This is a genomic window from Nocardia sp. Tas62D01 (genome assembly GCF_055232035.1).
Genome location: NZ_JBUYUZ010000001.1, coordinates 1,614,396 through 1,636,537 on the forward strand (window position 1 = coordinate 1,614,396; position 22,142 = coordinate 1,636,537).

The following is a 22,142-nucleotide window of genomic DNA, read 5'->3' on the forward strand; positions in this document are numbered from 1 at the left end:
CTGCATCGCAACCGAACTCCCTGTACCGCAACAGAACCCACCGGCACCGCGGCCGCGGTCATTCCTCGTCCTCGTCCTCTTTCAACAGACCACGGCGCACCCGCGACGCATGCTTACGTTCGGCCGCGCTGATCCGGTCGGACTGCTCCAACCGGATGTCGGTGCCACGACCGGTGGGCACCATGTCGACGCCCGCCGAGATCTGCGGCTCCCACTCGAAGGTCACATCGCCGATGGTCACCGGAGCTCCCGGCTGGGCGCCCTGCTTCACCAGTTCCTCCTCGACGCCGAGGCGAGCAAGCCGGTCGGCCAGGTAGCCCACGGCTTCGTCGTTGTCGAACTGGGTCTGGCGCACCCACCGCTCGGGCTGGGTGCCGCGCACGATGAAGCCACCCGGCTCTTCGGAATCCGCGATCACGGTGAAACCAGCCTGATCCACCGCGATCGGCCGGATCACCGGCCGCGCCGGCGCGGCCTTCGGATGCGCCTCACGGTACTGCAACACCATATCTGCCAGCGCGAAAGTTAAGGGCCGCAAGCCCGCTCGACTCACCGCCGAGATCTCGAACACCGGCCAGCCGCGCGCGGTGAACTCGGGGGTCACCATCTCCGCCAGTTCGGCGGCCTCGGCCACGTCGGTCTTGTTCAGGATCACCACACGCGGCCGGTCGGCCAGGTCGCCGAGCCCCGTGTCGGCGTTGAGCATGGACTTGTACGCCGCCAGTTCCGCCTCCAGCGCATCGACATCGGATACCGGATCACGACCCGGCTCCAGCGTGGCGCAGTCGACGACATGCGCGAGCACCGCGCACCGTTCCAGATGGCGCAAGAATTCCAGCCCGAGCCCCCGCCCCTCGCTGGCGCCTGGGATCAGCCCGGGCACATCGGCGATCACGAACGTGGTGTCGCCACTGGCGACCACGCCGAGGTTCGGTACCAGCGTGGTGAACGGGTAGTCCGCGATCTTCGGCTTGGCCGCCGACAGCACCGACACCAGCGAGGACTTGCCCGCCGACGGGAACCCGACGAGCCCGACATCGGCGAGCGACTTGAGCTCCAGCACCAGGTCGCCTTCGTCACCCTCCTCGCCGAGCAGCGCGAAACCGGGAGCCTTGCGCGCCTTGGACGCGAGTTGAGCATTGCCGAGGCCACCACGGCCGCCTCGGGCCACGATGAAGCGGTTGCCCGCACCGACCAGGTCGATGAGCACCTTGCCGTCACCGTCGAGCACCACGGTGCCGTCGGGCACCTTCAACAGCAGGTCCTCGCCCTGCTTACCGTCGCGGTTGCTGCCCTCGCCCGGCTTGCCGTTGCCTGCCTTGGCGTGCGGGTGGAAGTGGAAGTCCAGCAGCGTGTGCACGTTCGGGTCGACCTCGAGGACCACGTCCCCGCCACGGCCGCCATTGCCGCCGTCGGGTCCACCGAGCGGCATGAACTTCTCGCGGCGCACGGAGGCACAACCGTGACCACCCTTGCCCGCATGCACGTGCAATACGACACGGTCGATGAATTTGGACATACGCCGAATCATCCTCCTCGGTGGTTGGTTGTCGGTGCCGACGCGATCGTTCGAAAACGCGAAAACGGGCCAGGGTGTGTCACCCTGACCCGCTCGGCTGTTGCTGGATTGGCTAGGCGGTCAGGCCTGAACCGGCTCCGGAACGACGATGTTGATGGTCTTGCGGCCACGCTTGTTGCCGAACTCGACCGCGCCCGCCGCGAGGGCGAACAGGGTGTCGTCACCGCCACGACCGACGTTCACGCCGGGGTGGAAGTGAGTGCCACGCTGGCGCACCAGGATCTCGCCGGCCTTGACGGCCTGGCCGCCGAAGCGCTTGACGCCGAGTCGCTGGGCGTTCGAATCGCGACCGTTGCGGGAGCTGGACGCACCCTTCTTATGTGCCATTTCTGAACTCCTGTGAAGTAACTCGAAATCGAGGAGGCTTACTTGATGCCGGTGACCTTGATGACCGTCAGCGGCTGACGGTGGCCCTGCCGCTTGTGGTAGCCGGTCTTGTTCTTGAACTTGTGGATGCGGATCTTCGGGCCCTTGGTCTGCTCGACGACCTCGGCAGCCACGGAAACCTTGGCCAGCTCGGCCGCATCGGTGGTCAGCTCGGCCCCGTCGACGACGAGAACCGGGGCCAGCGCGACGGAAGTACCCGGCGCACCCTCGATCTTCTCGACCTTCACCAGGTCACCGACCGCGACCTTGTACTGCTTTCCGCCGGTCTTGACGATCGCGTACGTTGCCATCGGTCGGCTGCCCTTCTTCCTGTAATGCGCGCGGCTACTTGCTCACGCGGCTGCGTGCTCCCACCCGGATAACTCCGTGGAAACCACAGCACGTCTGTTCTGGTAGTCACCGCCGCCTCAGCAAAACCTGATGGCCCTCGGCTTCGGGGCCGAGTCGCAAACACAGCGCACTAGAGCGCTGTCGCCGGGCAGCGACTGTTCGAGATTACAGGACGCCTACCACCCGGTCCAAACCGGTGTCCCCCGAACGGTTCCGGCAAGCGCGAAATGCGAGACCCCCGTCACCATGATGATGACGGGGGTCTCGCATTGTCGGGTCGGTCCGATCAGCTCGAACCGATCAGTTCGCCTCGTCCACCGGCGGGCCCGCTGGCCGTCCGGCGGCCCGGCGGCGCGGCTTGCGCACCAGCACCTCGGCCGGAACCTCGGCGGTGTAGTCCACAACCGGCGCCGCAGCTGCCTGCTCCGTGGTGGGCAGCACGAACACTGCCCCGGTGCTGTCGGCGGTGGGCGCGGCGACCGAACGGGCCACCCGACGCCTACGTCCGGTCGTACGCGGCGCGGCAGGCTGGGAAACCCCGTTGCTTGCCGCTCCGGCGGCGGCCTCCGGTGCGGTAGCGGGGGGCGTGTCGTCGACCACCGCTGCCGGGGTCTCGGGTTCGGCCGCTGTGACCGGCTCGGCCGGTGCTTCGACCGGCTCGGCCTGCTCCGTCACGGCAACGGCGATTTCGGTCGGCTCTGCTGCCACGGATTCGGCCAGGGCTTCCATCGCCTCGGGCTCGCCGACCTCGGGCTGGCTGATCACAGTGGCGGCCTCGACCGCATCGTCCACCTCGACCGATTCGGAATCGGTCTCGGTGTCACCGTGGTGCGCTGCCATCGCCAATGCCACCGGATGCGCCCGCTTGACGGCGGCGTCCTCCTCGACAGCCTCGGTCACCGGTGCGGTGCCGTTGGCCGACGCGGGCGCGGGAGCGGCGCCCTTGTCCCGGCCGCGACGGCGACGCGAACCGGTCTCGCCCCGGTTCCTGGCGGCGCTGTCATCGGTGCCGGAGGAGGCCTCCACCGGGTAGGTGTGCACCAGAATGCCGCGGCCGTAGCAATGCTCACAGGTCGTCGAGAATGCCTCGACCAGACCGGTACCCAGCTTCTTGCGGGTCATCTGCACCAGACCCAGCGAGGTCACCTCGGAGACCTGATGGCGGGTGCGGTCGCGGCCCAGCGCCTCGGTCAGTCGACGCAGCACCAGATCCCGGTTGGACTCGAGCACCATGTCGATGAAGTCGACGACGATCATGCCGCCGATATCGCGCAACCGCATCTGGCGCACGATCTCCTCGGCCGCCTCCAGGTTGTTGCGGGTGACCGTCTCTTCCAGGTTGCTGCCGCCCGCACCGGTGAACTTGCCGGTGTTGACGTCGACGACCGTCATGGCCTCGGTGCGGTCGATCACCAGGGTGCCGCCCGAGGGCAGCCACACCTTGCGATCGAGCGCCTTCGCGAGCTGCTCGTCGATCCGGTAGGTCTCGAACACGTCGACACCGTTGCTCTCGTGCCGGGAGACCCGCGCGAGCAGGTCCGGCGCAACGGTGCCGATGTACTTCTCGACAGTGCTCCAGGACCGTTCGCCCTCGATGACCAACTTGGAGAAGTCCTCGTTGAACAGGTCACGGATGACCTTCACCAGCAGGTCGGGCTCTTCGTACAGGGTCTTCGGCGCGCCGGAGTCCTTGCCCTCGGCGGCCTTCTCGATCGTGCGCCAAGTCGCCTGCAGCCGCTCGACGTCGCGAGCCAGCTCGTCCTCGGCGACACCCTCCGACGCGGTTCGGATGATCACTCCGGCGTCGTTGGGGACGATGTCTCGCAGGATCTCCTTGAGCCGCTTGCGCTCGGTGTCGGGCAGCTTGCGGCTGATGCCGGTGGACGAACCATCCGGCACGTACACCAGGAAGCGTCCCGCCAGGCTGATCTGCGTGGTCAGTCGTGCGCCCTTGTGCCCGACCGGATCCTTGCTCACCTGCACCAGCACCTGATCGCCCGGCTTGAGCGCCTGCTCGATCTTGCGCTCCTTGCCGCCGAGCCCGGCGGCCTCCCAGTTCACTTCACCGGCGTAGAGCACACCGTTGCGGCCGCGGCCGATATCGACGAACGCCGCCTCCATGCTCGGCAGCACGTTCTGCACCCTGCCGAGGTAGACATTGCCGACCATCGACGCGGAACCGGTGCTGGTGACGAAGTGCTCGACGAGGATGCTGTCCTCGAGCACGGCGACCTGTGTTGCGGTCGGATGCTGTGTGGGATCCCCCTTCGCTCCGCTCAACCCAGGGAACGCCTTCTCGCGCACCACCATCACCCGGTCCACCGCTTCGCGGCGGGCCAGGAACTCCGACTCGGTCAGGATCGGCGGGCGGCGGCGACCGGCCTCACGGCCATCACGCCTGCGCTGACGCTTGGCCTCCAGCCGGGTGGAACCGCTGATGCCCTGCACCTCGTCCGGGGCGGCGGCCCGGTTGCGGCTCTTGTTCCTCGGTTCGCGCTCGTGCACGACGGTGTTCGGCGGGTCGTCCTCGGCGACGGCTTCGTTTTCGGCGCCATCGCCCGCCACCTTGCGGCGACGGCGGCGACGGCGGCGGCGGGTCGAGCCCTCCGGTTCGTCGGATTCGTCGTCATCGGAATCGGAGTTGTCGTCGGTGGCATCGGTGGGCTCGGCGGCGCGCGACTCGGTGGGCCGCTCGTCCTCGGTGTCACCCTCGGAGTCCGTGGTCTCGTTGTCGTCGTCGGATTCCGAGTCGGCGTGCTGTTCACCACGGCCGCGACCACGACCACGGCGACCACGGCGCCTGCGACGCGGCTGGCCGTCGGCGTCACCCTGCTGGTCGGGCGACTCCTGATCGTCTTCGGAGGTATCGACCTCGTCCTCGGTCACTTCGACCGGCGGCTGAGGTTCCTCGGTGCGACGGGCATCCCGCTCGACGCGACGCTTGCGCCGCGCCTGCTCTGCGGCGGCCGCGTCCGGCGGCAGGAACAGCGGCGCCTGCACCGTCGCGGCGGCCTCGAACACGGCAGGCGCCGCGACCTGCGGTTCCTCCCGGTCCAGATGCGTGAACAGCTGCACCGACGGCTGGTGGGCCGCCTCGACCGGGCTATTCGAGGTCTCCGACCTGCCCTGGTCGATCACCGGGTCCGGTGCGGAGAAGAGCAGGCCGGGCTCCCTGGCCGGGGCGGGCTCGGGCACCGCGACAGCAGGCTCGGACGCCGTGGCAGGCGCCTCGGACGCCCCGACGGGAGTGTCGGGCTCGACCAGCGCCTCGCGGACAGACTCCGCCACCGCCCTATCGACGTTCGACTGCGCACTGCGCGCCTCGGCACCCAACTCGGTGAGCTTGGCCAGGATGCGCTTACTCGTCACTCCCAGCAGCTTGGCAAGTGCGTGAACTCGGATTCTCTCCGGCAATTGTTCGGCATCCTGTGATGTTGTTTCCAGCGGCTCTTGTTCGGCCACGAAGTCTCCTCGGGACCCCCGGGCGCGTCCCTCCTGGCAGAAGTGACGCGGCCGACGCGGGGGCACTAATCATTCGCCTCACGCGGTTGACGCAAGGTCAAGTGGTCTTGCCCCGCATGTCCGGTTATCACCATGGGTGTTCGTCGGGCTAACTGGTCACGCGGCGCCTGGCTGTTGGCTGAACTCCACGGAACGAGCGCTCATCCAGCGTGCCGACGCGAACAATCACCCCCAACAACCGGGCTGTTTGTCCGTGGCAGCGATGATCGGCATCGAACCGCGGTGTCATCCGGCTGCTTCCGTCACCAATCGTTCGCGTACCAGCGCGAACAGTCGATATCAGTTGCAACCAGTGCCAGTATCCCACACCGCGCGCTAACGGTTCGCCATCGGCGCACGACTTCACCTCGCTGACGCTCGGTTCCGCCGTACGCCGCAGGCGCTGCGCCCCACGGTTCACTCGCTGCACTCACTCACAACTTCACCTCGCTGACGCTCGGTTCCGCCGCACGCCGCAGGCGCTGCGCCCCATGGTTCACTCGCTCATGGACGCGACGCTGTCGGGGTCGTCGATCAGGCCGGGAACTCGGGGAACCAGAGGGCAATCTCCCGCTTGGCGGATTCCGGCGAATCGGAGCCGTGCACCAGGTTCTCCTGGGTCTCCAGCGCGAAATCACCGCGAATGCTGCCGGGCACGGCCTTCTCGACCGGATCGGTGCCGCCGGCGATCTGCCGAAATGCCGCAATGGCGCGCGGGCCCTCCAGGATGGCCGCGACGACCGGGCCGGAGGTGATGAACTCGATCAAGGAACCGAAGAACGGCTTCTCGGCGTGCTCGGCATAGTGGCCGCGGGCTACCTCCTCGGATACCTGCTTCAGCTCCAGGGCGACGATCTTCAGCCCCTTGCGCTCGATCCGGGCCAGCACCTCGCCGACCAGGCCACGGGCCACGCCGTCCGGCTTGATGAGTACCAACGTCTGCTCAGTCACGGCGCACAGCCTAATGGGCATACCGGCGAAGTATTCAACGGGCGAGTGCACGGAGCCGTAGCGCCGGGCGAAATCGGCGACCGAGCAGCACGAAATCGGCGCTCTGGGCGGTCGGTCAGGTGGAACGCTGAGCGCGCTGACTCGGTAGCAGTCCCTGGTCCATCCGGCGCTTGACGTCCGAGCGCAGGATCAGGATGAACGCCCACACCAGTGCGAACAGCAGGCCGATGATGCCGATGGAGAGGTGGATGAACACCCCGGCGATCACCAGCACCTGTAACCCGAGGTTGAACGGCACCGCCCACGACCGCCGCTGGACGCCCGCGCCGAGAAACATCACCAGCGCGAGGATCACGAGGTAGCTGCCGGAGAACCAGCCGACCCCGCCGCCGACGGTGGCGACAACCGGCAGCGCGAGCAGCACCACGATGCCCTCGAGGATCAGCGTGCCCGCCATCACACCGCGCAGCCCCTTCCACGGATCGGTGGCAGGCGGCGCGGCGGGCTGATCGCCGTCGGTCGGCTCACTCATGCCGGGTCCTTTCCGAACAGTGCGCGGGCCGCGCCCGCCGTGACCACCGAACCGGTTACCACGACACCGGCCCCGGACACCATCTCACCCGCGTCGCCGGCCTCTTCGGCGAGCGCGATGGCGGTCTCGAGTGCGTCGGGCAGGGTTTCGGCCGTGACCACCCGCTCGTCGCCGAAGCGCTGCACCGCCAGGTTCCCGAGAGCCTCGACGTCCAGGGCGCGCGGCGAGCCGCTGCTGGTGACGACGATTTCGTCGAAGACCGGTTCCAGCGCCTCGAGAATGCCCGCGGCGTCCTTGTCGCCGAAGACCCCGACCACACCGACCAGCTTGCGGAAATCGAATTCCGCGGTGAGCGTCGCCGCTAGAGCCTTGGCTCCGGCCGGGTTGTGTGCGGCGTCGATGAAGATGGTCGGCGCGCTGCGCATGCGTTCGAGCCTGCCTGGGCTGGTGACGCTCGCGAAACCAGCACGGATCGCCTCGATGTCGAGCTGGCGCTGGGCCCCCGCACCGAAGAACGCCTCGACCGCCGCGAGCGCGAGCGCCGCGTTGCGCGCCTGATGTTCGCCGTGCAGCGGCAGGAAGATCTCGTCGTAAACCCCGCCCAGGCCCTGCAATTCGAGCTGCTGGCCGCCGACCGCGATCCGCCGGGCCAGCACCCGGAACTCCGAGCCTTCTCGGGCTACCGCGGCGTCGACCTCCACCGCGCGGCGCAGCAGCACCTCCAATGCCTCGGGTTCCTGCTCGGCGATGACCGCGACGGTGTCGTGCGGAATCAGGGTCTCCGGCGCGCGTTTGATGATCCCTGCCTTCTCCCCCGCGATGGAGCCGAGATCGGGGCCGAGGTAATCGGTGTGGTCCAGGCCGATCGGGGTGATCACCGCGACCTGCCCGTCGATGACATTGGTCGCGTCCCAGGTACCGCCCATGCCGGTCTCGACGATCGCGACATCGACCGGCGCCTCGGCGAACGCGGCGAAGGCCATGCCGGTGAGCACCTCGAACTTGCTCATGGCCGGGCCGTCCGCGGCGGCAGACTGCTTGTCGATCATCTCGATATAGGGGAGCAGTTCGTGGTAGGTCTCCACGTACTTCGCGGGTGTGATCGGCTCGTTGTCGATGCTGATCCGTTCGGTGGCCAGCTGCAGGTGCGGGCTGGTAATCCGGCCGGTCCGCCGATGCAGCGCGGTGAGCAGCGCATCGATCATCCTGGTCACCGAGGTCTTGCCATTGGTGCCCGCGACGTGGATCGCCGGATAGTGCTGCTGCGGCGAACCGAGCAGATCCATCAGGGCGGCGATGCGAGTGAGCGACGGCTCGATCTTGGTTTCCGGCCAGCGCCGATCGAGTTCCGCCTCTACCAGGGCCATCTCGGCCAGATCGACCGGTGACGGCCCGGCGCCGAGCCGGGTGCCGGGAATCGGCGACCCGTCGTCGTCGTACTGCGGTTCCGGTTCGGCGTTCACTTGCCGCTCAATTCCGTGAGCCGGGCGCTGATGCGCGAAACTTCGGCCTCGGCGATATCGCGTCGGCCCTTGATCTTGTCGACCACCGGTTCGGGCGCCTTGGCCAGGAATGCCTCATTTCCGAGTTTGGCGGTGGTGGCCGCCAGTTCCTTCTCCGCGGCGGCCAGGTCCTTTTCCAGGCGGCGACGTTCGGCATCCAGGTCGACCGCGCCGGAGGTGTCCAGTTCAACGGTCACCGTGGCGGTGCTGAGCCGGATCTCCAGCGACACGGTCGCCGCGAAATCGTCGCCGGGTTCGGTGAGCCGGGCCAGGTTGGCCACCGACGCCTGCTGTGCGGCGAGGCCCGCGGCATCGAGGCCGATCAGCGTGGCCGAGACCTTCTGCTTGTCGGCCAGGCCCTGGTCACTACGGAACCGGCGGATCTCGGTGATCAGCCGCTGGGTATCCGAAATACGTTGCGCCGCAGCCTTATCCGTCGGCACGCCGGTGGCTTGCGGCCACGCCGCGATGACAACCGACTTGCCGCCGGTCAGGGCCTGCCACAGCGATTCGGTGACGAACGGGATCACCGGGTGCAGCAGCCGCAGCACCGCGTCCAGGACAGTGCCGAGCACGACCGCGGTCGACTCAGAACGCACGCCCTCCGCGGCGAACTGCACCTTCGCCAATTCCAGGTACCAGTCGCACAATTCGTCCCACGCGAAGTGGTAGAGCGCCTCGCACGCCTTGCCGAACTCGTAGGCGTCGAACGCCGAATCGACTTCGGCGCGCACCTCTTCGAGCCGGTCGAGGATCCAGAGGTCGGCGTCGGTCAGCTCGGCGCGGTCCGGCAGCTCACCGGTGTGCGCGCCGTTCATCAGCGCGAACTTGGTGGCGTTGAACAGCTTTGTCACGAAGCTGCGCGAGGCGAGCGCGTGCGGTTCGCCGACCGACAGGTCACCGCCTGGCTGCGCGCCGCGGGCCAGGGTGAAGCGCAGTGCGTCCGCGCCGTAGGACCTGATCCAGTCCAGCGGGTCGATGCCGTTGCCGCGCGACTTGGACATCTTCTTGCCGAACTGGTCGCGAATCAGACCGTGCAGGAACACATCCTTGAACGGAACCTGCTTGGCGCCGTCCTTGCCCGCGGTGAGGGCCGGGTCGTCGGCGACGAACGTGCCGAACATCATCATCCGGGCCACCCAGAAGAAGAGGATGTCGTAGCCGGTGACGAGCACGCTTGTCGGATAGAACTTCTGGAGTTCCTCGGTGGAATCCGGCCAGCCCATGGTGGAGAACGGCCACAGGCCCGAGGAGAACCAGGTGTCGAGCACGTCGGGGTCCTGCACCCAGCCTTCGGGCGCGGTCTCGTCCGGGCCGAGGCATACCACTTCGCCCTCGGGGCCGTACCAGATCGGGATGCGGTGGCCCCACCACAGCTGCCGCGAAATGGTCCAGTCGTGCATGTTGTCGACCCAATCGAACCAGCGCGGCTCCTGGCTTGGCGGGTGAATCACGGTGTCGCCGTTGCGAACCGCGTCACCAGCGGCCTTGGCCAGCGACTCCACCTTGACCCACCACTGCATCGAAAGCCGCGGCTCGATCGGTTCGCCGCTGCGCTCGGAGTGCCCGACGCTGTGCAGATAGGGCCGCTTCTCGGCGGCGACGCGGCCCTCGGCGGACAGCCGCTCGCGCACCTTGACCCTGGCCTCGAACCGATCCATGCCGTCGAATTCGGTTCCGGTACCGGTGATCCGGCCGCGCTCGTCCATGATGGTCGGCATCGGCAGGTTGTGGCGCAGGCCCATCTCGAAGTCGTTCGGGTCGTGCGCGGGGGTGATCTTCACCGCGCCGGAACCGAACTCGGGGTCGACGTAATCGTCGGCGATGATCGGAATCTGGCGTTCGGTGATCGGGTGGTACAGCGTGGTGCCGATCAGCGACTTGTAGCGCGGGTCGTCCGGGTGCACCGCGACGGCGGTGTCACCGAGCATCGTCTCCACGCGGGTGGTGGCAACGATCAGATGCGGCTCATCGTCGTTCAACGAGCCGTAGCGCAGCGAGATCAGCTCGCCCTCGATGTCGTCGTGCTTGACCTCGATATCGGAAATCGCGGTGCGCAGTTCCGGCGACCAGTTGACCAACCGCTCGGCCCGGTAGATCAGGCCCGCGTCGTAGAGCCGCTTGAAGATGGTCTGCACTGCGCGGGACAGGCCCTCGTCCATGGTGAAGCGGTCGCGGCTCCAGTCGACGCCGTCGCCGAGCGCGCGCATCTGCCATTGAATGGCGCCGCCGGATTCGCGCTTCCAGTCCCAGACCTTGTCGATGAACAGTTCGCGGCCGAAGTCTTCCTTGGTCTTGCCGTCCACCGCGAGCTGCTTTTCCACGATGGTCTGGGTGGCGATGCCCGCATGGTCCATGCCGGGCAGCCATAGCACCTCATAGCCCTGCATGCGCTTGCGGCGCGACAGGGTGTCCATCAGGGTGTGGTCGAGCGCGTGGCCCATGTGCAGGCTGCCGGTGACGTTAGGCGGCGGCAGCACGATCGAGTAACCGGGCTTGTCGCTGGAGGCATCGGCGGTGAAGTAACCGGCGGCTACCCAGCGCTCGTACAGCTCGGCCTCCACCTCGCTGGGGTTCCAGCTCTTGGGGAGGGCATCGGCACGATTACGCGAGTTGTCAGAGGCTGCGCTGGTCACCCGACGATTCTAGTGGCCGGGCTTGATGAGCACGCACAGGCCACCTGGCGTAAAAATAAGGCGGAGTCTTCGGTGGATGAGGGACACCGAAGACTCCGCCTACGAGTGAGATCCTACCGCCGATACGGGGTCGACCGCGGAATCCATAAGTAATTCTCAGCTTGTCTACGCGTTACTCGGACGCCGCGTCTGGCGAGCCGGGCCCGGTCGGATTTGGAGAGCGCCAGCGTGTGCGCGAACAGGATCACTGCGGTTGGCGCCGGCCGAGCACGATGTCATCCTCGGCGCAGACGAGGCCGCCGAATTCGATACCAGACGGGCCGCACTGGTTCGGCAGCGCCGGACGCCGACCGGTGGAGATCCTGAGCCTGTTCGGCAGCCAGGGCGAGCGCGTGCACCTGCGGGCGCGGTCGCGCGGTCGCGCACAGAGCTAGTCATCGGCCGCTCCGTCGTCGGCCGGTTGGGCCGAATCAGCTTCGCCGCGTGGATGGGGTGCGCCCGCGGTCTAGCGGGGCACGAGCACCGTCAGCGCGCCGGGGACGGCGCTGATGGTCACGGGCAGGGTGCCCGCCGGTTCGCCATCCGCGGTAGCCGGGGCGCCGGGGGCGGTAAGGGTGACCCGGGCGGCGCGGTACTGCTTGGTGGCGGGGTGGTCGATCCGCCTGCCCGACGACAGGGCGGGCAGCAGGCGCAGCATGTCGAGGCGCGAGACTGCGCCGACCACCGTCAGGTCGAGCAGGCCATCGTCCATCACCGCGTCCGGGCAGATCAGCATGCCGCCGCCGTAGGTGCGGGTGTTGCCGACCGCGACCATGACCGCCGCGGTCTCGAGGACGGTCTCGGCCGCCGGGTTGTCCAGTGCGCCGGGCGCCAGACCGGTGAGCTCGATGCGGTAGGGCACCGTGAAGCGGCCCGAGATCTCGGCGAGCGCCGCGAAGGTGTACCGCAGCGGGCCCTTCGGCCAGCGCATATCGTTGGCGCGCAAGGTGACTCGCGCGTCGAATCCGGTGCCCACCACGGTGGCGAACCACATCGGCGCCGCACCGCCCGACTCGATCCGGCCGAGGTCGATCATGCGGGTGTCGCCGTCGAGCACAAGATCCGCGGCAGTCGCCGGATCATCGGTGGGAACGCCGAGTTCCCTGGCGAGATCGTTGCCGGTGCCCGCAGGCACCAGCCCCAGCGGAACGCCGGTCCGCGCCAGCGCTTCCAGGATCACGTTGATCAGCCCGTCCCCGCCGATGCAGACCACCGCATCGGGTTTGGGGCCCGGACCGGCACCCGCGATCGAATCACGCACCCGCCGAACCGATTCGGCGGCCGAGGGCGCACGCACCTCGGTCACTTCGACGCCGCGCTCGGCGAACCGTGCGACGGCCGCACCCGCGATATCGTGGCCTTTACCGAGCCCGGACTGCGGGTTGGTGACCACCGTGACCGCACGCACGATGCGGTCGGGCAATTCCTGTGTCACGGGACCAGCTTTCCAGGATTGAGGATCCCGGCGGGATCCAATTCCCGTTTCACCGCACGCAATATCCGGATACCGAGGTCGCCGACCTCGGCGGCCATCCACGGGCGGTGGTCGGCGCCGACCGCGTGGTGATGGGTGATGGTGCCGCCTGCGGCCACGATCGCGTCGCCGACTGCCTGTTTCGCGATATGCCACTGCGCGATCGGATCGTCCAGTTGTTTCGCGACGATGGTGAAATACAGCGAGGCGCCGGTCGGGTAGGTGTGTGAGATGTGGCACATCACGAGCGGCGGGGTGCCCTGTCCACCGAGCGAATCTGTCAGTGCCGCAGTGACCTTCGCCTTGAGAGTGGCCAGGTTCGACCAGGTGGTCGCAGTCTCCAGGGTCTCGCAGAGCACCCCGACATCAAGCAGCGCATCGCGCATGTACGGCGCGGCGAAGCGGCCGTGCTCCCATTCCTTAGCCGGAGTCTCGCCCAGCGCGGTACCGCCCGCCGCCGCAAGCAGCGCGCTCGCCTCGGCACTGCGCGCCGCCACATGGGCTGCGGTGCCTTCGAAGGTGGTGATGGCCAGGCATCCCGACACCGCGTTGCCGCCGGCGTCGCCGGAGCGGGCCAAGTTGATGCCGGTTTCGGCATCGTCGGACAGCCGCAGCACGGTCGGCGCCGCGCCCGTCTGCACCACCGAACGCAGTGCTGCGGCGCCGGTTTCGAAGTTCGGGAACGACCACGCCTGGTAGGCAATGGTTTCCGGCACCGGATGCACGCGCAAGGTGACTTCGGTGATCACACCGAGCGTGCCCTCCGAACCGACGAACAGTTCGCGCAGGTCCGGACCGGCGGCCGAGGCGGGGGCGCGGCCGAGGTCCACAGTGCCACCGGGCGTAGCGATCTTCAGCCGCTGGACCATGTCGTCGAAGCGGCCGTAGCCCGCCGATGCCTGCCCGGACGACCGAGTCGCGGCGAAGCCACCGATACTGGCGAATTCGAAGCTCTGCGGAAAGTGGCCGAGCGAAAGGCCGTGGGCGGCAAGGAGTTCCTCGGCCTGAGGACCGGTGAGGCCCGCACCGAGGGTGGCCGTACCGCTGACGGGGTCGACGTCCGACACGGCGTCGAGACGCCGCAGGTCCAGTGCGATGAGGACCTCGAACCGGCCGCGGATCGGGTTCACGCCGCCGACGACGCTGGTACCACCGCCGAAGGGGACCACCGCAATGGTGTGCTCGGCGCAGTAGGCCAGCACCTCGAGCACCTGCTCGTGGTCGGCAGGCAGGACGATCGCGTCCGGGGCGTCCTGCAGCCCCTCGGCGCGGCGGCGTAGCAAATCGGGGGTGCTCTTTCCGCCCGCGTGCAGCAGCCGATCGTCATGGTCGACCGAGACGTTGTCAGCGCCGACCACCGCGACCAAGCCATCTCGCTGGGCAGGCGTCAGCGCCGGCTCACGCAGCGGCACGTCGCCCTCGTCGCGGCGCACCACCGGGTCGCCCGACACTCCGAACACCTGTGTCAACAGGCCCCGGATCTGCGCCGACAGCGGCTTGTGTCCGACCGGAATGCCCCAGGCGTCCCACACCATGCTCGCCGTCCGCGCCGGTGCGCCCGGCTTCGTCCCGGGATCCGAATCCTCACTCGCATGCTGTTGCGTCTCGACCATGCGTTACAGTTTGACATATACTGTCAAGCAGTAACGTTCCCGGCACGGCACTACGTCGAGCCGCCGACAGACAGTGGTGACACCCGGATGCCTGCCCCAGACGAGCCCGACGCCGCACTGTCGGCGACCGATCTCGCGATCCTCGACGCGGCGCGCGATTGCGTCGAAGAATTCGGCGTGCGCCGCACCACCCTCACCGAGGTCGCACGCCGGGCACGGGTGAGCAGACCCACCGTCTACCGCCGCTGGCCGGACACCGGGTCCCTGGTGGCCGAACTGCTGGTGCGCGAGCAGCGCGCGATCGTCGCGGCGACCATGCCGACGGCGGGTCCCGCACGCACCCGGCTGGTCAGCGGCATCGTCACCGGGGCCGCCGCGATGCGGGAAAACCCGGTGTTCGGCAAGATCTTCCGCACCGACACCGACCTGATGCTCACCTATGTCCTCGGCCGCCTCGGCCGCAACCAACGCCATCTGATCGCCCTGTTCACCGCCGCAATCCGTGCGGGCCAAGAGGATTCCTCGATCCGCGACGGCGACCCCGAACAGATGGCGACCATGCTCCTGCTGATCGCGCAATCCGCCGTCCAATCGGCAGGCACCGTCGCCCCGTTCCTGGTTGGCGCCGACCTCGACAGCGAACTGGCCCGCGCCATTGAGGGCTACCTCGCACCATCGGACGGACCCGCTCCCCGAACGGTCGCCGACGCCCGCAGCGCTGATCCGTTGGACAACAACGGGAGACGGCCATCATGAGCGCGAACTCGACCTCGTCCGCCGCAGCCCGCGCACACCACAATTGCGCGCATCCGCCCCTCGGCACCGAGTCCGCAATCGACGGCGGCCTCCCCCTCGACACCCGATCCACCTCGACAACGACCGGTCACCTCCGCATCGGCGGCGAGTCAGACCTCGGAAAGAGACTGTGATGACCGCGAATTCGGCCACCGCCGGGAACTCCGCACTGAACGCCGACCGGCGCGCCCGCGAGTTGGGGCGGCTCGGCGACGATGCCGGGATCGACGTGCTGGTAATCGGCGGCGGTGTCACCGGCGCGGGCGCGGCGCTGGACGCCGCCGCACGTGGTCTGCGCACCGTATTGGTCGAGCGGCACGACCTGGCGTTCGGGACCTCGCGGTGGAGTTCGAAACTGGTGCACGGCGGACTTCGGTACCTGGCCAGTGGGCAGATCGGAATCGCGCACGAGAGCGCTGTCGAGCGCGGCATCCTGATCGGCACCACCGCCCCGCATCTCGTGCGGCCGCTGCCGCAGCTGGTTCCGTTGTTGCCCGAAATCGGTGTGGCGCAAAGCAGTTTGATTCGCGCGGGTTTCGTAGCCGGTGACGTGTTGCGGCGTAGTGCGGGCACTCCGGCGGCGATACTCCCTCGCTCGCGCCGCGTCGCCACCGCCGAGACGCTGCGGCTGGCGCCGACCGTGCGACGGGACGGGCTGCGCGGCGGCCTGCAAGCCTGGGACGGACAGCTTGTCGATGACGCTCGCCTGGTCGTGGCGCTCGCACGCACTGCGGCGGCCCACGGCGCGACCGTGCTCACGCGCGTGGAAGCCCTTGATGTAGCGGGTAATTCGGCGACACTGCGCGACACTCGCACCGGCGAGACGCTGACCATCCGGCCTCGCACCGTCATCAACGCCACCGGCGTGTGGGCCGACCAGGTCGATCCGAGCATCGAACTGCGCCCCAGCCGCGGCACCCACTTGGTCTTCGATGCCGAATCCTTCGGCGGCCTCACCGCGTCGCTGACGGTGCCGATCCCCGGCACTACCAACCGTTTCGTGTTCGCCTTCCCTGCCGCGCACGGCCGGGCCTATCTCGGCCTGACCGACGAGGACGCCCCCGGCCCCGTCCCCGACGAACCGCAGGCCACCGACGCCGAGATCGATTTTCTGCTCGGCACTATCAACACCGCATTGCGAGAGCCGTTGACCCGCACCGACATTCGTGGCACCTATGCCGGACTGCGCCCGCTGCGCAAGACCGCCGACAACAGCACCGCCGACATCTCCCGCCAGCACGCCGTCCTGCGCTCGCCCACCGGCGTGATCACCATCGTCGGCGGCAAACTCACCACCTACCGCCAGATGGCCCAGGACGCCGTCGATGCTGCCATCACCCACGGCAACCTCGCCGCAGGTCCTTGCCGCACCAAGCGACTTCCATTGGTGGGCACCATCTCCGGAGCCGCCCGCGACCGCCTCACCGCCTCACCGATCCTGATCGAGCGGTACGGCAGCGAGGCGCCGCTCGTACTCGCGGCAGCACAGGACAATTCGGCACTGCTGGAACAGGTCGCGCCCGGAATCGACGTCACTGCAGCCGAATTCGCGTTCGCCATCACCCACGAGGGCGCCCTCCACACCGACGACCTCCTCGACCGCCGCACCCGCATCGGGCTTGTCGCCGAGGACCGCGCCGCGGCATTCAACGCGGCCGAAGCCGCCTTCGCCCAACAGCATTAGTCGCCATCCTCGGGCGTTGATCACCTGCCCGCCTGTCTCCAGCGGCGATCTCCGCGAGTCCGACTCCGCGCCCTGCCCCCGCGTTTCGGCAGACCGAGGCTGTGCCCCCGCACGCTGCCGGTGATCAGTCCAGCGACCAGTGCGCCAGTTCCGCGCGCATGCCGGCACGGGGCCAGGTGTCCAGCCCGTGGGTCGACTCGGCGGCGCGGATCTCGCGCAGGCCGGGCGTCTCCTCGTCGACCGGGATGTAGCGGAAGCCGAGGCGCTCGTAGTACGGGCCGTTCCAGGCGACATCGATGAAGGTGGTCAAAGTCATCGCCTGCAGCCCCCGCCCTTTCGCCCAATGCGCCGCGTGGTCGATGAGGCGCTTGCCGATCCGCTTGCCCGCGTGGGCCGGATCGACAGACACCTGGTCGATATGCGCGGCGTCGTCGACGATTCCGAGGATCAGGTAGCCGATCGGATGGTCGGTGTCGTCGACGTAGACCCAGGCGCGGCCAGCGTGCTGGAACTCACGCAGGGTTTCCAGCGACGGCGGATCGTCGTCGGCAACGGCCGTCATGCCGATGTCGGCGAACGGTTTTCCCGCCGCGCGCTCGATATCCTGCAATACCGGCAGGTCGTTCTCGGTCGCCGGTCGAATCACCCGCATGGCTTCTCGCATGGTCGGGTTCACTCGACCGGGGTGGCGAGGATCCCGTTGATCAGCGCACGCAGCGCCCACACTTGGCGGGCATCGCCGCCACCACCCAGCATCTGTTCACGCATGCCCACAATCATGGGGTACCGGTCCTGCGGCAGTTCGGCGAACTGCCGCGCGACTTCGGCAACATAGTCCTGTTCGCTGCCGCCCTTGGTGTTGTACGCAGTCTGTTCCGCGGCCTGCGCGGTGATGTGCAGGAAGATCAGGTCGACGGCCCAGGCATTGGTCTGTGCGTCCAAGCCGCCCTCGGCGATGGTCGAGCATGGCCGCCATCACACGAACGCCATTCGCCTCCTACCCGTTCTGCGGCCGACCTGTCGGCTGCATGCGTCCTGGATAGACCGCTCAGTACTCGCGCGGGATCGTCACATCCGTGCTGGACGCGAGACGCACATCACACAGTTCCTCGCTGACCCCACGCCCCGCCACCGACACCTGGCAAGTCCACGTTGCACCGGCGCACGGGATCGTGGTGTGTCACAGCGATCGTCGCCACCGCGCGACATCGGGAAACGCGCGACACCGCTATGTCCGCGGTACCCGAGAGTCTCCGAGGGCCCGATTCTGGTGGTCGCGACCCTCTATGCTGGACGCCGGTAGTGCGCCAGGAAGGAGGGCGCGGGTGCAAAGAGACCCGTCCACCGTCGGTATCGCGCCGGGCGATGGTTTGATCGCACGCTTCGGTGCGGTTGTCGTATACCTCGCCGACGAAACGTCTTCTACCGACCGGATTCTCGGTGCGATCGAGGCTGTGGCCGGTGCGGAGCATCCGGGGGCGGCGATAGTGCAGCGGCTGGCCGCAGTGGTGTTCGGGATTGGGTCGGAGCCGCCGCCATTCGGCGTCGTCGCACCGACGGCCGATGGCACAGTGATTCTGCTGCGCGGACCAGTGAGTGCCGAGATCGAGGGGGCGGAAGGCACCAGGCGGCTGGCCGGAGCACGGGCATTCACCTGGGTGGACGAGATTGTGCGCGAACCGGTGCGGCGGATTTCGGTCGGCGCTGATGCCGCGCTCCCACTGACCGCGGATCCACGCACCGATCTGCGCGACGGGGTAGTACCCGGCGGCGGCTTCGTGTTCCGCGTGGCCATCCGACGCGCGGGCAAATCGACGGCAGGGTCGGCGACCACGCCGTCGACGCCGCGGTCCGACGCCGTGCCCGAACCCCCGCCCACCGCGCCCGCCGGTATGGCCGCACTCGCCGAGCCCACCGAGGACGCCCAACCAGCTTCGACGGCCGCGGCGAGTTCCAGCGCCACCTCCTCGGCGAGCCCTCGAGCCACATCGGTTTCCGCCGCGCCGGAGGAGATCGGCACCCCGGCGATGCACCTGGCCTGGTCCCAGGTGTCCGACGCGACCAGGCCCGCGACGCCGTCCCGATCCCAGCCCGTCGCGTTGAACAAGATCTCGTCCCGCGAGAGCGCGCGGCCCCGGCGGGTGCGACCCACGGGCGCGCCGGACGCCGCGACCTTCGGCCCCACCACCGGCGCGCTGGTCCTCGAGGACGGCGCGGCGTACCCCTTGGATCGTCCCTATGTCATCGGCCGCAGCCCGATGTCCGACGACTCGGTGCGCACTGCCGCGGCCTCGCCCATCTCCGTCCCGCGCGACCGGCATGTCTCGCGCGTGCACGCCTACGTCTCGCTCGACCGCGGCAAGGTCTACATCCGCGACGCATCCACTCCCGCAGGCACTTTCATCGCGGCGCCCGGCGCCGACCAGTGGACCCGCGTCGGCACCGCTCCGATCGAACTACCGCCCGGCTGGAGCGTCCGTATCGGCGAGCGAATCCTGACCTACCGCACCGATGATCGTCGCAAGGACCCCACCGAGATCTCCGGCGAACGCCGCCGCCCCTGAAGCTGCGCGGGCAGGCAAACGCACGGCCACGGCCTCGTTCCGATGTAGTAGGACCGAGGCCGTTGTCGTATCTGGACCTGACGTCGCCGCGCGCCGCCGGTATCCGAATCCGCGCCGACGGTGTAGGTTGCCGTGCCGGACACGTCGCAAGCGCTTACGATCCGGACAGCCCGATCCGAGGCCCGCCGACACCGTGTTCATACGGAGAGGACAATAACGACCATGCACCGTAATGGGCCGACACAGGACATCGACGAGTCCGCGCTGAACGTCACTCAGCCGAAGGAGCAGGCGGCCGGGGTAACTGCCGTGGCCGTGGCGCTCAAACGTGCGGTCGAGGAAATGGGCGTGATTCGCACCACACGCACGCTCGCCCGGGTCAACCAGGTACACGGCTTCGACTGCCCCGGCTGCGCCTGGCCGGAGCCCTCCGGCCATCGCCGCCCGGCCGAGTTCTGTGAAAACGGGGCCAAGGCGGTCGCCGAGGAAGCGACGCTGCGCACCGTCGACCCCAAGTTCTTCGCAGCGCATGCGATCGAGGAACTGGCCGGGAAATCCGGCTACTGGCTCGGCCAGCAGGGCAGGCTCACCCATCCGATGGTGCTGCGCCCCGGCGACACCCACTACTCCCCCATCGAATGGGCCGACGCGTACCGGCTGATCGCGGAGCACCTGCATGCGTTGACTTCTCCCGACGAGGCCCTCTTCTACACCTCGGGACGCACCGCCAACGAGACCGCGTTCCTCTACCAGTTGCTGGTCCGCAGTTTCGGCACCAACAATCTGCCGGACTGCTCGAACATGTGCCACGAGTCCTCCGGCGCTGCGCTGACCAATTCCATCGGCATCGGCAAGGGCTCGGTGACGATCGACGACTTCGAAGCCGCCGACCTGATCATCGTCGCGGGCCAGAATCCCGGCACCAACCATCCACGCATGCTCAGCGCACTGGCGCGCGCGAAGGCCAAGGGCACCAAGATCATCGCGGTCAACCCGCTGCCGGAGACCGGCCTGCTCGGCTTCCGCGATCCGCAGACCGTCAAGGGCTTCACCAGCGGCGTGTCCATCGCCGACGACTTCCTGCAGATCCGCCTCGGCGGCGACATGGCGCTGTTCCAGGCGCTCGGCAGCCTGCTGTTCGAGGCCGAGGACGCCGCGCCGGGCACAGTGGTGGACCACAACTTCGTCAACACGCATTGCGCGGACTTCGCCGAATATGAAAAGAATGTGCGCGACGTCGATTTCGCCACTGTGCGGGAGGCGACCGGGCTGACCGACGACGAACTCCAGCGCACCGCAAAGCTGTTGGCCGAATCGAAGAACACCATCATCTGCTGGGCGATGGGCCTGACCCAGCAGGCCCACGGCGTGGCCACCATCGAAGAGGCGACCAACCTGCTGTTGATGCGCGGCATGATCGGCAAGCCAGGCGCGGGTGTCTGTCCGGTGCGCGGCCACTCGAACGTGCAGGGCGACCGCACCATGGGCATCTGGGAGAAGATGCCCGACTCCTTCCTCGACGCGCTCGACCGCGAATTCGGCATCACCAGCCCGCGCGAGCACGGCCTCGACACCGTCGACGCCATCCGCGCCATGCGCGATGGCACCGCGAAGGTGTTCTTCGGGATGGGCGGCAATTTCGTCGCCGCCACCCCGGACACCGACGTCACCGAGGCCGGGCTGCGCGGTTGTGCGCTCACCGTGCACGTCTCCACCAAACTCAACCGCAGCCACGTCGTGCACGGACAGACCGCGCTGATCCTGCCCACCCTCGGCCGTACCGACCAGGATCTGCGCGACGGCGTGAAACAGCAGGTGTCGGTGGAGGATTCGATGTCCATGGTGCATCTGTCCACCGGGCGGCTGAAGCCGGTGAGCGATGAGTTGCGCAGCGAGGTCGCCATCGTCTGCGAACTCGCGCAGACCCTCTTCGGCGCCGATCACCCGGTGCCCTGGGCGCAGTATCAGCGCGACTACGACAAGATCCGCGATGCGATCGCCCGCGTGGTGCCCGACTGCGAGGACTACAACAGGCGAGTTCGCGAGCGCAACGGCTTCCAGCTTCCGCACCCGCCGCGCGACTCCCGCGAATTCCACACCACCACAGGCAAAGCCAACTTCGCGGTGAACGACCTCACCTGGACGCCGGTGCCGGAGGGCAGGCTGATCCTGCAGACGCTGCGCAGCCACGACCAGTACAACACCACCATCTACGGCCTGGACGACCGCTACCGCGGCGTGCACGGCGGCCGCAAGGTGATCCTGGTGAATGCCGACGACATCGCCGAATTGGGTTTCGCGGACGGCGATTTGGTGGATCTGGTCTCCGAGTGGACCGACGGCACCGAACGCAAGGTCACCGGCTTCCGCATCATCGGATACGCGACACCGCGCGGCAACGCCGCCGCCTACTATCCGGAAACCAATCCACTGGTGCCGCTGGATCATGTTGCGGCACGGTCGAATACACCGGTGTCCAAGGCGGTGACCATCCGGCTCGAGCGACACACGCACGTCGGGTAACCATCATGAACGGCTGGGCGTCGGTGACGAGT

16 protein-coding genes and 1 pseudogene are annotated in these 22,142 nt (G+C 68.1%); 5 read left to right on the forward strand and 12 right to left on the reverse strand.

All coding sequences use genetic code 11. From position 1 onward, the window contains the following. Positions 1-58 precede the first annotated feature (58 nt). The 8 genes from obgE to ACV7NQ_RS07880 all read right to left on the reverse strand — a co-directional run bounded on the left by obgE (position 59) and on the right by ACV7NQ_RS07880 (position 11,418). Positions 59-1,519: a GTPase ObgE gene (obgE, locus tag ACV7NQ_RS07845; RefSeq protein WP_463359007.1), complete on the reverse strand. Its 1,461-nt coding sequence runs from the start codon at positions 1,517-1,519 to the stop codon at positions 59-61. Between the two features lie 120 nt (positions 1,520-1,639). Then, positions 1,640-1,906: a 50S ribosomal protein L27 gene (gene rpmA, locus ACV7NQ_RS07850; RefSeq protein ID WP_463359008.1), complete on the reverse strand. Its 267-nt coding sequence runs from the start codon at positions 1,904-1,906 to the stop codon at positions 1,640-1,642. Positions 1,907-1,944: 38 nt separating this feature from the next. After that, entirely contained in the window at positions 1,945-2,256 is a 312-nt protein-coding gene (gene rplU / locus ACV7NQ_RS07855; protein ID WP_463359009.1) for a 50S ribosomal protein L21, read from the reverse strand. Positions 2,257-2,596: 340 nt separating this feature from the next. Continuing rightward, entirely contained in the window at positions 2,597-5,758 is a 3,162-nt protein-coding gene (locus ACV7NQ_RS07860; RefSeq protein WP_463359010.1) for a translation initiation factor IF-2 N-terminal domain-containing protein, read from the reverse strand. Positions 5,759-6,331: 573 nt separating this feature from the next. After that, positions 6,332-6,748, reverse strand: a complete 417-nt coding sequence (ndk, locus tag ACV7NQ_RS07865; protein WP_463359011.1) for a nucleoside-diphosphate kinase — start codon at positions 6,746-6,748, stop codon at positions 6,332-6,334. A gap of 115 nt (positions 6,749-6,863) precedes the next feature. After that, positions 6,864-7,280, reverse strand: coding sequence for a DUF4233 domain-containing protein (locus tag ACV7NQ_RS07870; RefSeq protein ID WP_463359012.1), 417 nt, complete (start codon positions 7,278-7,280; stop codon positions 6,864-6,866). Next, a complete protein-coding gene (gene folC / locus ACV7NQ_RS07875) occupies positions 7,277-8,647 on the reverse strand; it encodes a bifunctional tetrahydrofolate synthase/dihydrofolate synthase (protein ID WP_463365582.1) in 1,371 nt (456 codons plus the stop codon). The genes ACV7NQ_RS07870 and folC overlap by 4 nt, the downstream gene beginning before the upstream one ends. Positions 8,648-8,739: 92 nt before the next feature. After that, entirely contained in the window at positions 8,740-11,418 is a 2,679-nt protein-coding gene (locus ACV7NQ_RS07880) for a valine--tRNA ligase (RefSeq protein WP_463359013.1), read from the reverse strand. Positions 11,419-11,659: 241 nt separating this feature from the next. Here ACV7NQ_RS07880 and ACV7NQ_RS07885 point away from each other — a divergent pair. After that, a pseudogene (locus ACV7NQ_RS07885) lies at positions 11,660-11,852 on the forward strand (cupin domain-containing protein); the annotation flags it as partial. 71 nt (positions 11,853-11,923) lie between these two features. Here ACV7NQ_RS07885 and ACV7NQ_RS07890 read toward each other — a convergent pair. Both ACV7NQ_RS07890 and ACV7NQ_RS07895 read right to left on the reverse strand, forming a co-directional pair. Further along, complete coding sequence (locus ACV7NQ_RS07890; RefSeq protein ID WP_463359014.1) at positions 11,924-12,892, reverse strand: diacylglycerol kinase; 969 nt, start codon at positions 12,890-12,892, stop codon at positions 11,924-11,926. Beyond that, a complete protein-coding gene (locus tag ACV7NQ_RS07895) occupies positions 12,889-14,466 on the reverse strand; it encodes an FAD-binding oxidoreductase (protein WP_463365583.1) in 1,578 nt (525 codons plus the stop codon). The genes ACV7NQ_RS07890 and ACV7NQ_RS07895 overlap by 4 nt, the downstream gene beginning before the upstream one ends. A 165-nt stretch (positions 14,467-14,631) precedes the next feature. Between ACV7NQ_RS07895 and ACV7NQ_RS07900 the strand changes: the two genes are divergently transcribed. Together ACV7NQ_RS07900 and ACV7NQ_RS07905 are read left to right on the forward strand one after the other, a co-directional pair. Continuing rightward, positions 14,632-15,300: a TetR/AcrR family transcriptional regulator gene (locus ACV7NQ_RS07900; protein WP_463359015.1), complete on the forward strand. Its 669-nt coding sequence runs from the start codon at positions 14,632-14,634 to the stop codon at positions 15,298-15,300. A gap of 172 nt (positions 15,301-15,472) precedes the next feature. Then, positions 15,473-17,023, forward strand: a complete 1,551-nt coding sequence (locus ACV7NQ_RS07905) for a glycerol-3-phosphate dehydrogenase/oxidase (protein ID WP_463359016.1) — start codon at positions 15,473-15,475, stop codon at positions 17,021-17,023. A 124-nt stretch (positions 17,024-17,147) separates the two neighbouring features. Here ACV7NQ_RS07905 and ACV7NQ_RS07910 read toward each other — a convergent pair whose 3' ends face one another. After that, positions 17,148-17,687 (reverse strand): GNAT family N-acetyltransferase, encoded by a 540-nt coding sequence (locus ACV7NQ_RS07910; RefSeq protein ID WP_463359017.1) that lies wholly within the window; start codon positions 17,685-17,687, stop codon positions 17,148-17,150. 8 nt (positions 17,688-17,695) lie between these two features. After that, a complete protein-coding gene (locus ACV7NQ_RS07915) occupies positions 17,696-17,965 on the reverse strand; it encodes a hypothetical protein (protein WP_463359018.1) in 270 nt (89 codons plus the stop codon). Between the two features lie 383 nt (positions 17,966-18,348). Here ACV7NQ_RS07915 and ACV7NQ_RS07920 point away from each other — a divergent pair, with 383 nt between their 5' ends. Next, on the forward strand, positions 18,349-19,587 hold the full coding sequence (locus tag ACV7NQ_RS07920) for an FHA domain-containing protein (RefSeq protein ID WP_463359019.1): 1,239 nt from the start codon (positions 18,349-18,351) through the stop codon (positions 19,585-19,587). A 222-nt stretch (positions 19,588-19,809) separates the two neighbouring features. Continuing rightward, positions 19,810-22,110, forward strand: a complete 2,301-nt coding sequence (locus ACV7NQ_RS07925) for an FdhF/YdeP family oxidoreductase (RefSeq protein ID WP_463359020.1) — start codon at positions 19,810-19,812, stop codon at positions 22,108-22,110. Positions 22,111-22,142: the final 32 nt, after the last annotated feature.

Bases quoted from the DNA above. Each gene is read 5' to 3' on its own strand.
- obgE (WP_463359007.1), bottom strand. From the start codon at position 1,519: ATGTCCAAATTCATCGACCGTGTCGTATTGCACGTGCATGCGGGCAAG.
- rpmA (WP_463359008.1), bottom strand. From the start codon at position 1,906: ATGGCACATAAGAAGGGTGCGTCCAGCTCCCGCAACGGTCGCGATTCG.
- rplU (WP_463359009.1), bottom strand. From the start codon at position 2,256: ATGGCAACGTACGCGATCGTCAAGACCGGCGGAAAGCAGTACAAGGTC.
- ACV7NQ_RS07870 (WP_463359012.1), bottom strand. From the start codon at position 7,280: ATGAGTGAGCCGACCGACGGCGATCAGCCCGCCGCGCCGCCTGCCACC.
- folC (WP_463365582.1), bottom strand. From the start codon at position 8,647: ATGGCCCTGGTAGAGGCGGAACTCGATCGGCGCTGGCCGGAAACCAAG.
- ACV7NQ_RS07895 (WP_463365583.1), bottom strand. From the start codon at position 14,466: ATGGTGTGGGACGCCTGGGGCATTCCGGTCGGACACAAGCCGCTGTCG.
- ACV7NQ_RS07900 (WP_463359015.1), top strand. From the start codon at position 14,632: ATGCCTGCCCCAGACGAGCCCGACGCCGCACTGTCGGCGACCGATCTC.
- ACV7NQ_RS07905 (WP_463359016.1), top strand. From the start codon at position 15,473: ATGACCGCGAATTCGGCCACCGCCGGGAACTCCGCACTGAACGCCGAC.
- ACV7NQ_RS07910 (WP_463359017.1), bottom strand. From the start codon at position 17,687: ATGCGAGAAGCCATGCGGGTGATTCGACCGGCGACCGAGAACGACCTG.
- ACV7NQ_RS07925 (WP_463359020.1), top strand. From the start codon at position 19,810: ATGCACCGTAATGGGCCGACACAGGACATCGACGAGTCCGCGCTGAAC.